The following is a 12,777-nucleotide window of genomic DNA, read 5'->3' as shown; positions in this document are numbered from 1 at the left end:
TCCATGAGTGGATTAGGCATCGACGGGAGCCGAAGCAGCTTGCCTCGTCATCCGATGCCGGTCGTTCCCTGCGTGGAGATCAGTGTAGCGCCACATGCGGTCTTGTCCCCGTGGCGCGCCACCGGCTTGCCGTCGATCATCACCGTGGCGTCGCCGCTGGCGATCTCGGTCGGGCCGTGCACGCTGCACACGGCCTTGTCGCCGATCCTCGCCACCGGCTTGCCGTCCACGTCGGTCTCGGCCGAACCGACGACCACACTGCCGCCGTGATCGAGCTTGTCGCCCACCAGAATGAAAGGTCGTGACATCAGTACTGCCTCCATGGTCGTTCCCCGGGGCCGGTCCGTCGCCGCCCTTCGTCCCCGTGGCGGCGCGGTCGCCGCCGTGGGGAGAAGATAGCAGGAGTTCATTGCCGGCTCACCCTCCGGCCAGTTCGGCGCGCTTGGCGGCGCGGGCGCTGCGGCAGGCCTCCAGCTTCTCCACGTGGACGTAGTCCTTGATGCTGCGCCAGTTGCCGCCCCACTCCAGCCCGGCCTGCTGGGCCAGTTCGCCGTAGAGGAAGTAGGCGCGCTTGGTCCACGGGTCGCCCATGTCCCACTGCAGCTTGCCGTCGCGCAGCGGCGCGCTGTCCACCGCCAGGCCGTACTGGTGGCAGCTCTGCCAGGCGCCGGCGCGGGTGGCGCGGCCGCCGCCCATCAGCTCGGCCTGGCGTTCCGGGCTGCGGTAGCCCTCCACCAGCACCATCTCGTAGCCGTACTGGCGCCGCATGACCTCGTAGATCGCGAGCACGCGCTGCTGCAGGTCGGCGTCGATGCTCTCCCAGCGCCGGTCGGCGGTGACGATCTCCGGGCGGGTGCGGCGGATCTCCTCGGTGGTGAACACCTCCGGCGGCGGCGCCGGCGGCGGCACCAGGCGCTCGCCGCGCAGCAGCTGCGCCACCATGCTGCTGGACTCGCTCATGTCCTCGGCGCGGAAATCCTCCAGCACCACGTTCTGCCGGACCAGAAGGATCGCGATCGGCGGCACCAGCACCAACAGCAGCGTGCAGAGGATGACCCAGCGATGACGCCGCAGGAAATCCGTCACCCCGCCGAGCCCGCCGCGCACCCCCTCGCCGACCCCGCCGGCGCTGCGGCTCACGCGCTGGCCGACCCGTCCCGCGCCCTGCCGCAGGCCGCGCAGCCGGGTGCCGAACCAGGCCTGCACCCGCTCCAGCGCCTCCGGAAACAGCAGCAGCCAGCAGGCGATGGACACCACCAGCAGGAAAACCACGACGCCCGCAACGACGACACCCACTACATCCCCCTGACTATGCTGCTGATTCCACTGCTGTTGACGGGCCGGCGCCAGGCACTAGAATGAAATATGGACGAATCCCGGCGCTCGCCGAACAAGGGCTGGATTGCACTTGAATAATGGCGGATTAAATCGCCCGAGTCTCCTTTCGGGCCAGGGACAGACGCAGCCGTCCGGCACCGGGCGCATTTTGGCCGATATGGAAGGCCGCGCAACCAGCGCGCCGGCCAGCGTCCGGGTCAAGGCGCCGCGACCAGGCCGTACCCGCATCGTGCTGATCGCCCTGCTCGCCATCGCGGTGCTGGGCGCGGCGTTCGCCGCGCTGCGCTGGAATGCCGGGCGCGCCGAGGCCGACGCCGAGTTCGACGCCTATACGACCGTGCCGGCGACCGAGCCGGCAGCGCCCGCGGCCGGTCCCGCACCGGCGGCCGTCGCCACGGCCGCGCCGGTCCAGGGCGGCGCGATGATCGTCGAGGACACCGCCAACGACCCCACCCGCGCCCTCGACGGCCTGCCCGTCGCCGCGGCCGAGCCCGCACCGGCCGGCCATGCGGCCGCCAGCGAGACCGGGGCCGCCAGCGCCGCCGCGCCTGCGCCGGCCAAGCCGGCTGCCGCGTCCGCGTCCGCGTCCGCGTCGCAGCGCAAGGCACGCGCCACGCCGGCCAACGGCAAGCGCGCGCCAGCCGACAACAGCGATCTGCTGGCTACGCTGATGGGCATCATCAAGCGCGACGAAAAGCCGGCGGAAAAACACGAATCGATGGATTCGCTGATCGCCAAGATCCAGGCCGAGGACAGCAAGAACGCGGCCGAGACCGATGCGGCGTTCGATGCGATCGATTCGCGCTCGGCGTCGACCAGCTCCAACGTGCAGACCCAACTGCGCAAGTGCCCCGGCGCCAACACGATGGCGGGCCTGGAGTGCCGCAAGAAGGTCTGTGCGGCGCTGACCGGCAAGGATCCGGCCTGCCCGGCGCACTGAGGCGCCGCACCGCAAGGACCTGCAACCGGCCGCGCCGGCACTCGCACCGCCGAGCCCTCAGGGATCCAGCCACTGCCGGCTTGCTGTAGGAGCGGCTTCAGCCGCGACCAACGCGGCACAGGTCCGGAAGTGGAGACGCCGCCTCCACGGCCGAATCCCCCGACCCGCCGGCCATCTGCCGCAGCCCGTCCGCCTGTCGCCACGCCCGCGCGCCGCAGCCGGCGACGCGGTACGCTAGCCCACCCGACCATGCCACGCCGCCCATGGCCCGTCCCGACCTGCACGAACGCATCCAGTCCCTGCGCAAGCTGCGCGAGGCGCAGGGCCGCATCCGCGTACGCCGTAGCGTCGGCCGCCGCGACGGTGTGCGCCTGGAGATCGACGGCCGCTGGCTGACCGGTTTCTGCAGCAACGACTACCTCGGCCTGGCGCAACAGTTCGAAGTGATCGCCGCGCTGCAGGACGCCACCGCGCGCGAGGGCGCCGGCGCCACCGCCTCGCACCTGGTCTGCGGCCACCACGCCCTGCACGAGACGCTGGAACGCGAAGTGGCCGACTGGCTCGGCTATCCGCGCGGCCTGCTGTTCGGCAGCGGCTTCATCGCCAATCTGGCGGTGCAGCAGGCGCTGCTGTCCGAAGAGGACGACCTGTGCGTGCAGGACCGGCTCAACCACGCCAGCCTGCTCGATGCCACGCGCCTGGCCGGCTGCCGCCTGCGCCGCTATCCGCACGTGGACGCCGAAGGCGCGATGCGCCAGCTCCGGCACACCCCCGACGGCGCGGCGATGCTGGCCACCGACGGGGTGTTCAGCATGGACGGCGACATCGCCCCGCTGCGCTCGCTGACCCTGGTGGCGCGCATGCAGCAGGCATTGATGTACGTCGACGATGCGCACGGGGTCGGCGTGGTCGGCCCGCATGGGCGCGGCTGCGTCGCCGACGCCGGCCTGGGCGTGGCCGATGTGCCGCTGCAGCTGGTGACCCTGGGCAAGGCGCTCGGCGGCTACGGCGCAGTGGTGGTCGGCGACGAGCTGCTGATCCGCCACCTGGCCGAGACCGCGCGCCCCTACCTCTACACCACCGCGCTGCCGCCGGCGCAGGCCGCCGCCGCGCTGGCCGCGGTCAAGCTGGCGCGGCGCGACCAGTGGCGGCGCGAGCGGCTCGGCGAACTGATCGAAGCCTTCCGCGGCGGCGCGCGCCGCCACGGACTGGAACTGATGGCCTCGGACACGCCGATCCAGCCGCTGCTGTGCGGCGACGAGGCCAGCGCGCTGGCGCTGTCGGCGGCGCTGGAGCAGGCCGGCTTCCTGGTGTCGGCGATCCGCCCGCCGACCGTGCCGGAGGGCAAGTCGCGATTGCGCGTGACCCTGTCCACCCTGCACACGCCGGCGCAGGTGCAGGCGTTGCTGGAAGCGCTGGCGCATGCGCGCGACCGCCTTGCCGCGCAGCCGGTCGGCCTCATCGCGTGAGCGGCGCGGACCTTGCGGCACGACGCAAGGTATGGGAAGCGCTGTGCGCGCTGTACCTGGATACCGCGGTCGATGCGCAGCATGCGCACGTGGCCGACGTGCTCGCGCAATCTCCGTTCCCAGTGGAAGAACTGCGACGGATGCTGCTGCACGACGTGCACCCGCGCCTGGCGCCGAACCTGCTGCTGGCCGCCGGCGAATGGCAGGGCTTCGACGTGGACTGGCTGAGCGAGGCGATCGTGCAGCGGCGAGCGCAGCGCCGCGTGTCGGCCTGGCTCACCCGCGCCTATCCGCGGCGACAATGGCGGCAACTGCTGCCGCGCATCGCCGCCGCGCGCGCATCGCGATGATCCGGCACCTGCGCTGGCGTTCCCGCTTCCCGTTTCCCATACCCGATCGACGATGCACATAGACACCCTGGGGCAAGGCCCCGACCTGGTCCTGCTGCACGGCTGGGCATTGCACGGCGGCATCTTCGCGCCGCTGGTCGAACGTCTGGCGGCGCAGTACCGGCTGCACCTGGTGGACCTGCCCGGCCATGGCCGCAGCCGCGACGACGACACGCCGCTGGCGCTGCCGCACGTGGTCAACGCGATCGCCGCGGCGACGCCGCCGGCCGCGTGGCTGGGTTGGTCGCTGGGTGGGCTGTTCGCGCTGCATGCGGCGGCGAGCCAACCGCAGGTACGCGGCCTGGCGATGATCGCGGCGACGCCGCGCTTCGTGCGCGGCAGCGATTGGCCGCATGCGGTGGAACCGCAGGTGTTCGCGCAGTTCGGCCACGATCTTGGCGAGGACTACCGCGGCACGCTGGACCGTTTCCTCGCGCTGGATACGCTTGGCTCGGCGCATGCGCGTGCCGAACTGCGCACGCTGCGCGAAACCCTCACCGCACGCGGCGAACCCGATGCGCGCGCGCTGCAGGACGGCTTGGCGCTGCTGGAACGCACCGACCTGCGCCGCGCGCTGCCGACGCTGCGCGTGCCCAGCCTGTGGCTGGGCGGCCAGCGCGACCGGCTGGTGCCGGCGGCCGGCCTGCAGGCCGCCGCCGCATTGGCGCCGCACTCGCAGCTGCGGATCGTCGCCGGCGGCGGACACGCGCCTTTCCTGGGCCATGCCGACGAAGTGGCCACCGCGTTGCGCGAGTTCCTCGCCGCGTTGCCTTAGGCAGTACGCATCCAACTTGGCGCCAGCGGATGACTGTGGGAGCCACGCGGCGCACCCCGAGCGAGCGAGTGCCGCTCCATCCGGAGCGCAGGCCATCAGGAGCCGCGCGACCGGCCGGGGCGGCTCGACAACGATCGAAGCCGGCGCGCTGGAATCCGTTCACGAGAAGCCCTATCGCCGCCACTGCGTGGCCGCACGCGATCGATTTGAGCGCTGCCAGCCGCCGCGCCCAAGCAGAGTCCGCATTCGGATGCACCGGCGCCACGTCTCGCGCTTGGTCGACGACGCTTGAACGCCTGAGCGCTTGCAGGTGGCGGGCAGTTTTGGAACACCACGCGTATCGCGATCGAAGCGAAGGCTATAAACTTGTACGCACGCGCATGGAAGGCCCAGTGCACTGGCGTCACGACAAAGCAAAGGACGTTGCAAGCACCAACCTATCAACGCCGACATGTCCATGACCGGCGATCCACATCAGCGCGGAAGGCTGTGGCCGATACGTTCGCTAGCGCGTCCGGCCGTTATTTTTCAACAAGGAGACCCGCATGGACCCCCGAGACCCACGATTCAGCGGGCTCAGCATTGCTACTGGCGTCGTTCGCTATTCGGACCTCGGCTATTTGATCACCACGAACGATCTCTCCATCAGCGAGGGTTACACAGGGTCGATACTGTTCGGCCTGGATCGTGGCACTTGGGGTGCCGGCACGGTGCCGTGGCTTGCCTGTTCCGGAACCGTGTGCCATGTGCCGGCCGAACGTTACCTGACGCTGGGCACCCATGGGTCCGTACGAGCCGTTGGCGGCGGCGTCATAAAGGAAGAAGCGCCCATCGCAAGCTGCGGCGTCGACCCGAAGAAGCGCGGCCCGCTTCGCGAAATCCGTGGCATCGCCAAGGGCCGCGCCTACGCCGTGGGCACCTGCCGCCAAGCCTACGTCCGCGATGGCGAAGGCCAGTGGCGATGCATCGACCACAGCGCCCAGGTCGGCGGCACGCCGATCACCGACACCAGCTTCGAATCCATCGACGGATTCAGCGAACAGGAAATCTACACGGTCGGCTGGGAAGGCGAGATCTGGAAATACGACGGCTCCGTCTTCACCCAGCAGAAGAGCCCGACCAAGCTGGCGCTGTACAAGGTCCGCTGCGCCCCGGACGGCTTCGCCTATGCCTGCGGCCAGCTCGGCACGTTGCTGCGGGGGCGCGACGATCGATGGGAAGTGATCGAACATGAAAGCACGCGGGAAGACCTCTGGGGCATGGAAGTGTTCGACGGGCAGCTGTACGTGTCTTCCAGCCACCTCGTCTATCGACTCGAAGGCGGCAAGCTCATCCCCGTCGATTTCGGCGACGATACGCCGCAGACCTGCTATCACCTGAGCGCGGCCGACGGGATCATGTGGTCCATCGGGCCCAAGGACGTCATGGAGTTCGACGGCTCGAACTGGAAGCGGTGCCTGCAAATCGACTGACCATCAAGCGCTTTGGCAAGGAACAACAGATCAACACCGACGCATCCCCACCGGTGGACCACATCGCGCAGCAGGGCCGTGAGAAAATGCTCGCTGACGTCAGACCGTTAACACAGGAAGAGTAGATCACATGGACACTCAAGACCGACGATTCAGCGGACTCAGCATTGCCACTGGCGTCGTTCGCTATTCGGACCTCAGCTATTTGATCACCACGAACGACCTCTCCATCAGCGAGGGTCACACAGGATCGATACTGTTCACTTTGTACCGTGGCAACTGGGGCGCCGGCACAGTGCCATGGCTTGCATGCTCCGGAACGGTCTGCCACGTGCCCGCCGAACGTTACCTGGTGCTGGGCGCCAATGGATCGATACGAGCCAGCGGCGGCGGCGCGATAAAGGAAGAAGCAACCATCGCAAGCTGCGGCATCGACCCGGAAAAGCGCGGCCCGCTTCGTGAAATCCGCGGTGTCGCCAAAGGTCGCGCCTACGCCGTGGGCACCTGTCGCCAGGCCTACGTCCGCGATGGCGAAGACCAATGGCGATGCATCGACCACAGCGCCCAGGTCGGCGACACGCCGATCACCGACACCAGCTTCGAATCCATCGACGGGTTCAGCGAGCAGGAAATCTACACGGTCGGTTGGGAAGGCGAGATCTGGAAATACGACGGCTCCGTCTTCACCCAGCAGAAGAGCCCGACCGAACTGGCGCTGTACAAGGTCCGCTGCGCACCGGACGGCTTCGCCTATGCCTGCGGCCAGCTCGGCACGTTGCTTCGGGGACGCGATGACCAATGGGAAGCGATCGAGCACGGAAGCACCAAAGAAGACCTCTGGGGCATGGAAGTGTTCGACGGGCAGCTGTACGTGTCTTCCAGCCACCTCGTCTATCGATTCGAGGACGGCAAGCTCATCCCCGTCGATTTCGGCGACGACGCGCCGCAGACCTGCTATCACCTGAGCGCCGCTGACGGGATCATGTGGTCCATCGGGCCCAAGGACGTCATGGAGTTCGACGGCTCGAACTGGAAGCGGTGCCTGCAGATCGACTGACCCCCCCACCGACCGGCCGCTCCGCGCTGCCCATGCAGGCGCACCGAGTTACCGCAGGACATCAATGCCGGTCTCAGTTTGCCCAAGACCCCCGGCAAAGACGGATCGCCAACATGTCCGTGATCGGCGACCACATCAGCGCACGAAGGCCGCGACCGAGGTTTCGCTAGCGCGCCCGGGCGTCACTACTCACATCAGGAAACCAACATGGACCCCCTAGACCCAGGATTCAGCGGACTCAGCATTGCCACTGGAACCGTTCGCTACTCAGACCTCAGCTATTTGATTACCACGAACGATCTCTCCATCAGCGAGGGCTACACAGGTTCGATACTGTTCAATCTGGATCGTGGGACCTGGTATGCCGATACAGTGCCATGGCTTGCCTGCTCCGGAACGGTCTGCCATGTGCCGGTTGAACGCTACCTGATGTTGGGCACCGATGGATCAGTAGAAGCCAGTGGCGGCGGCACGGTAAACGTAGAGGCCATCGCGGGCTGCGGCGTCGACCCGAAGAAGCGCGGCCCGCTTCGCGAAATCCGTGGCATCGCCAAGGGCCGCGCCTACGCCGTGGGCACCTGCCGTCAGGCCTATGTCCGCGATGGCGAAGACCAATGGCGATGCATCGACCACAGCGCCCAGGTCGGCGACACGCCGATCACCGACACGAGTTTCGAGTCGATCGACGGGTTCAGCGAGCAGGAAATCTACACGGTCGGTTGGGAAGGCGAGATCTGGAAATACGACGGCTCCGTCTTCACCCAGCAGAAGAGCCCGACCGAACTGGCGCTGTACAAGGTCCGCTGCGCACCGGACGGCTTCGCCTATGCCTGCGGCCAGCTCGGCACTTTGCTTCGGGGACGCGATGACCAATGGGAAGCGATCGAGCACGGAAGCACCAAAGAAGACCTCTGGGGCATGGAAGTGTTCGATGGGCAGCTGTACGTGTCTTCCAGCCACCTCGTCCATCGACTCGAGGACGGCAAGCTCATCCCCGTCGATTTCGGCGACGACGCGCCGCAGACCTGCTATCACCTGAGCGCCGCTGACGGGATCATGTGGTCCATCGGGCCCAAGGACGTCATGGAGTTCGACGGATCGAACTGGAAGCGGTGTCTGCGAATCGACTGACCCAGCCCGCCGACCCGACCTGCTCTGCGATGCTGCGCGCGAGTTCTTCGCCGATTCACCGCAGGCATCATTCTCCACTCAACTTGCCCAAGACCCTGGCAAGGATACCGATACCATCATGCCGTGATCGGCGATCCACGTCAGCGCGGAATGCTGGGGCCGAAAGTTCGCTCGCGCACCCGCCCGTTATTGCTCACACAAGGAGAGCAGCATGGACCCTCGAGACCCACGACTCAGTGGACTCAGCATTGCTACTGGAACCGTTCGCCACTCAGACCTCAGCTATTTGATTGCAACGCATGACGCCGCTAGCAGCGAGGGTTACGCAGATTCGATATTGTTCACTCTGTATCGTGGAACCATGTATGCCGGCACAGTGCCATGGCTCGCCTGCTCCGGAACGGTCTGCCATGTGCCGGCCGAGCGCCACCTGATGCTGGGCATCGATGGATCGGTGGAAGCCAGTGGCGGCGGCACTAGAAAAGCAGAGGCCATCGCCAATTGCGGAGCAGACCCGAGAAAGCGCGGTCCTCTTCGTGAAGTACGCGGCATCGCCAAAGGGCGCGCCTATGCCGTGGGCACCTGCCGGCAGGCCTATGTCCGCGATGGCGAAGATCAGTGGCGATGCATCGACCACAGCGCCCAGGTCGGCGACACGCCGATCACCGACACCAGCTTCGAATCCATCGACGGGTTCAGCGAGCAGGAAATCTACACGGTCGGCTGGGAAGGCGAAATCTGGAAGTACGACGGCTCCGTCTTCATCCAGCAGAAGAGCCCGACCGAACTGGCGCTGTACAAGGTCCGCTGCGCACCGGACGGTTTCGCCTATGCCTGCGGCCAGCTCGGCACGTTGCTTCGGGGACGCGATGACCAATGGGAAGCGATCGAGCACGGAAGCACCAAAGAAGACCTCTGGGGCATGGAAGTGTTCGATGGGCAGCTGTACGTGTCTTCCAGCCACCTCGTCTATCGACTCGAGGACGGCAAGCTCATCCCCGTCGATTTCGGCGACGACGCGCCGCAGACCTGCTATCACCTGAGCGCGGCCGACGGGATCATGTGGTCCATCGGGCCCAAGGACGTCATGGAGTTCGACGGCTCCAACTGGAAGCGGTGCCTGCAGATCGACTGATCCGGCCATTCCGGTTGCCTTGCTTCGCGCTTCTACGCGAGTCTTCGCGATGCCAGCGATATTTCCTCAATCCTTGCTCGAGCGCTTCGGCAAGGAACAACAGATCCAATCCGCCCGGCTCGGCGAACCACATCGCGCAACAAGGCTGTGGGAAAATTTTTCGCTGGCGCCCAATCATTAACGCAAGGAGAACAAAACCAACATGGACACTCATGACCGACGATTCAGCGGACTAAGCATTGCTACTGGAACCGTTCGCTACTCTGACCTCAGCTATTTGATTACCACGAACGACCTTTCTATCGCCGAGGGTTACACAGGGTCGATATTGTTCACCCTGTACCGTGGAAACTGGGGTGCCGGTACGGTGAAATGGCTTGCCTGTTCCGGAACGGTCTGCCATGTGCCGGCCGAACGCTCTCTGACGTTGGGCACAGATGGATCGATAGAAGCCAGTGGCGGCGGCGGTACAAAGGAAGAGGCACCCATCGCAAGCTGCGGTGTAGATCCCAAGAAACGTGGCCCGCTTCGCGAAATACGCGGCATCGCCAAAGGCCGGGCCTACGCCGTGGGAACGTGCCGACAGGCCTATGTTCGTGATGGCGAAGATCAGTGGAGATGCATTGATCAGAGTGCTCAAGTCGGTGATACCCCTATCTATTACACCAGCTTCGAATCCATCGACGGGTTCAGCGAGCAGGAAATCTACACGGTCGGCTGGGACGGCGAGATCTGGAAGTACGACGGCTCGGTCTTCACCCAGCAGAAGAGCCCGACCACCCTGTCTCTGTACAAGGTTCGCTGCGCGCCGGATGGGTTCGCCTATGCCTGCGGCCAGCTCGGCACTTTGCTCCGGGGGCGCGATGACCAATGGGAAGTGATCGAGCACGAAAGCACCCGGGAAGATCTCTGGGGCATGGAGGTGTTCGACGGACAGTTGTACGTCTCTTCCACCCATTTCGTCTATCGCCTTGAGGACGGCAAGCTCACGCCCGTCGATTTCGGCGACGATGCACCAAGTACTTGCTATCACCTAAGTGCGGCCGACGGGATCATGTGGTCCATCGGGCCCAAGGACGTCATGGAGTTCGACGGCTCGAAATGGAAGCGGTGTCTGCAAATCGACTGATCGGCCATCCCTTTGATTCCCTCACGAATGGAAGTCAACTTGGACCCTCATGCCCCAGGATTCAGCGGCCTCAGCATTAGTACTGGCGTCGTTCGCTACTCAGACCTCAGCTATTTGATTGCCACGCACGACGCCGCTACAAGCGAAGGTTACACAGATTCAATTCTGATCACTCTAGATCGTGAAATCTGGGGCGCTGACACAGTGCCGTGGCTTGCCTGCTCCGGAACGGTCTGCCATGTACCGGCCGAGCGCTACCTGATGCTGGGCATCGATGGATCAGTAGAAGCCAGTGGCGGCGGCACGGTAAACGTAGAGGCCATCGCGGGCTGCGGCGTCGATCCGAAGAAGCGCGGTCCGCTTCGTGAAATCCGCGGTGTCGCCAAAGGCCGCGCCTACGCCGTAGGCACCTGCCGCCAAGCCTACGTCCGCGATGGCGAAAATCAGTGGCGATGCATCGACCACAGCGCCCAGGTCGGCGACACGCCGATCACCGACACGAGTTTCGAGTCGATCGACGGATTCAGCGAGCAGGAAATCTACACCGTCGGCTGGGAAGGCGAGATCTGGAAGTACGACGGCTCCGTCTTCACCCAACAGAAGAGCCCCACCAAGCTGGCGCTGTACAAGGTCCGCTGTGCCCCAGATGGCTTCGCCTATGCCTGCGGCCAGCTCGGCACTTTGCTGCGCGGACGCGGTGATCAATGGGAAGCGATCGAACATGGAAGCACGCGGGAAGACCTGTGGGGCATGGAAGTGTTCGACGGGCAGCTGTACGTGTCTTCCAGCCACCTCGTCTATCGACTCGAAGGCGGCAAGCTCATCCCCGTCGATTTCGGCGACGACGCGCCGCAGACTTGCTATCACCTGAGCGCGGCCGATGGGGTCATGTGGTCCATCGGGCCGAAGGACGTCATGGAGTTCGATGGCTCCAACTGGAAGCGGTGCGTGCGAATCGGCTGACCGGCTGCCTCATCAATCTATTCACAAAATGGAAATCAACTTTGGACCCTCGAGACCCAGTATTTAGCGGCCTCAGCATCAGTACTGGCGTCGTTCGTCATTCAGACCTCAGCTACTTGATTGCTACGCACGACGACGCCATCAGTGAAGGTTACATAGATTCGATTCTTTACACGCTGTATCGTGGAACCTGGTACGCCGGCACAGTGCCATGGCTTGCCTGTTCCGGGACGGTCTGCCATGTGCCGGCCGAACGTTCTCTGACGTTGGGCATCGATGGATCGTTAGAAGCCAGTGGCGGCGGCGTGGTAAAGGAAGAGGCGCCCATCGCAAGCTGCGGCGTAGACCCGAAGAAGCGCGGCCCGCTTCGCGAAATCCGTGGCATCGGCAAAGGCCGCGCCTACGCCGTGGGCACCTGCCGCCAAGCCTACGTCCGCGATGGCGAAGACCAGTGGCGATGCATCGACCACAGCGCCCAGGTCGGCGACACGCCGATCACCGACACCAGCTTCGAATCCATCGATGGGTTCAGCGAGCAGGAAATCTACACGGTCGGTTGGGAAGGCGAGATCTGGAAATACGACGGCTCCGTCTTCACCCAACAGAAGAGCCCCACCAAGCTGGCGCTGTACAAGGTCCGCTGTGCCCCAGATGGCTTCGCCTATGCCTGCGGCCAACTCGGCACGTTGCTGCGCGGACGCGATGATCAATGGGAAGTGATCGAACATGAAAGCACGCGGGAAGATCTCTGGGGCATGGAAGTGTTCGACGGGCAGGTGTACGTGGCTTCCAGCCATCTCGTCTATCGGCTCGAGGACGGCAAGCTCATCCCCGTCGATTTCGGCGACGACGCGCCGCGGACCTGCTATCACCTGAGCGCCGCCGACGGGGTCATGTGGTCCATCGGGCCCAAGGACGTCATGGAGTTCGATGGCTCCAGCTGGAAGCGTTGCCTGCAAATCGACTGACCCGACCACTT

The 12,777-nt window shown here is 65.4% G+C and carries 13 protein-coding genes; 11 read left to right on the top strand and 2 right to left on the bottom strand.

Annotated features, from left to right (window positions below; genetic code table 11):
- Positions 1-47: 47 nt before the first annotated feature.
- Together JR065_RS05805 and JR065_RS05800 are read right to left on the bottom strand one after the other, a co-directional pair.
- The gene (locus tag JR065_RS05805; RefSeq protein WP_206232948.1) at positions 48-308 is read right to left on the bottom strand and encodes a PAAR domain-containing protein; all 261 of its coding nucleotides are present in this window, start codon (positions 306-308) and stop codon (positions 48-50) included.
- A 109-nt stretch (positions 309-417) separates the two neighbouring features.
- Complete coding sequence (locus tag JR065_RS05800) at positions 418-1,296, bottom strand: M15 family metallopeptidase (protein WP_206232946.1); 879 nt, start codon at positions 1,294-1,296, stop codon at positions 418-420.
- A gap of 199 nt (positions 1,297-1,495) precedes the next feature.
- On the opposite strand from JR065_RS05800, the gene JR065_RS05795 reads away from it, so the two are divergent.
- From JR065_RS05795 to JR065_RS05745, 11 genes are all read left to right on the top strand, one after another.
- The gene (locus tag JR065_RS05795) at positions 1,496-2,278 is read left to right on the top strand and encodes a hypothetical protein (protein ID WP_206232945.1); all 783 of its coding nucleotides are present in this window, start codon (positions 1,496-1,498) and stop codon (positions 2,276-2,278) included.
- Positions 2,279-2,541: 263 nt separating this feature from the next.
- The gene (bioF, locus tag JR065_RS05790) at positions 2,542-3,747 is read left to right on the top strand and encodes an 8-amino-7-oxononanoate synthase (RefSeq protein ID WP_206232943.1); all 1,206 of its coding nucleotides are present in this window, start codon (positions 2,542-2,544) and stop codon (positions 3,745-3,747) included.
- Complete coding sequence (locus JR065_RS05785) at positions 3,744-4,097, top strand: DUF7079 family protein (RefSeq protein WP_206232942.1); 354 nt, start codon at positions 3,744-3,746, stop codon at positions 4,095-4,097. Before bioF ends, JR065_RS05785 begins: the two co-directional genes overlap by 4 nt.
- Before the next feature lie 52 nt (positions 4,098-4,149).
- Positions 4,150-4,911 carry a pimeloyl-ACP methyl ester esterase BioH gene (gene bioH / locus JR065_RS05780; protein WP_206232940.1) on the top strand — a complete coding sequence of 254 codons (762 nt, stop codon included), beginning with the start codon at positions 4,150-4,152 and terminating at the stop codon, positions 4,909-4,911.
- A 545-nt stretch (positions 4,912-5,456) separates the two neighbouring features.
- Positions 5,457-6,383, top strand: coding sequence for a hypothetical protein (locus tag JR065_RS05775; protein ID WP_206232939.1), 927 nt, complete (start codon positions 5,457-5,459; stop codon positions 6,381-6,383).
- 130 nt (positions 6,384-6,513) lie between these two features.
- On the top strand, positions 6,514-7,440 hold the full coding sequence (locus JR065_RS05770) for a hypothetical protein (RefSeq protein WP_206232937.1): 927 nt from the start codon (positions 6,514-6,516) through the stop codon (positions 7,438-7,440).
- A gap of 207 nt (positions 7,441-7,647) precedes the next feature.
- Positions 7,648-8,571, top strand: a complete 924-nt coding sequence (locus JR065_RS05765; protein ID WP_206232936.1) for a hypothetical protein — start codon at positions 7,648-7,650, stop codon at positions 8,569-8,571.
- A 337-nt stretch (positions 8,572-8,908) separates the two neighbouring features.
- Complete coding sequence (locus tag JR065_RS05760) at positions 8,909-9,706, top strand: hypothetical protein (RefSeq protein ID WP_206232934.1); 798 nt, start codon at positions 8,909-8,911, stop codon at positions 9,704-9,706.
- 202 nt (positions 9,707-9,908) lie between these two features.
- Positions 9,909-10,835: a hypothetical protein gene (locus JR065_RS05755; RefSeq protein ID WP_206232933.1), complete on the top strand. Its 927-nt coding sequence runs from the start codon at positions 9,909-9,911 to the stop codon at positions 10,833-10,835.
- A gap of 27 nt (positions 10,836-10,862) precedes the next feature.
- Positions 10,863-11,798 (top strand): hypothetical protein, encoded by a 936-nt coding sequence (locus JR065_RS05750; RefSeq protein ID WP_206232931.1) that lies wholly within the window; start codon positions 10,863-10,865, stop codon positions 11,796-11,798.
- A gap of 116 nt (positions 11,799-11,914) precedes the next feature.
- Complete coding sequence (locus tag JR065_RS05745) at positions 11,915-12,766, top strand: hypothetical protein (RefSeq protein ID WP_206232929.1); 852 nt, start codon at positions 11,915-11,917, stop codon at positions 12,764-12,766.
- Positions 12,767-12,777 lie beyond the last annotated feature (11 nt).

It is taken from the genome of Xanthomonas sp., assembly GCF_017163755.1.
Classification (GTDB): Bacteria; Pseudomonadota; Gammaproteobacteria; order Xanthomonadales; family Xanthomonadaceae; genus Xanthomonas_A.
This window is presented reverse-complemented; position numbering and strand designations above follow the sequence as displayed.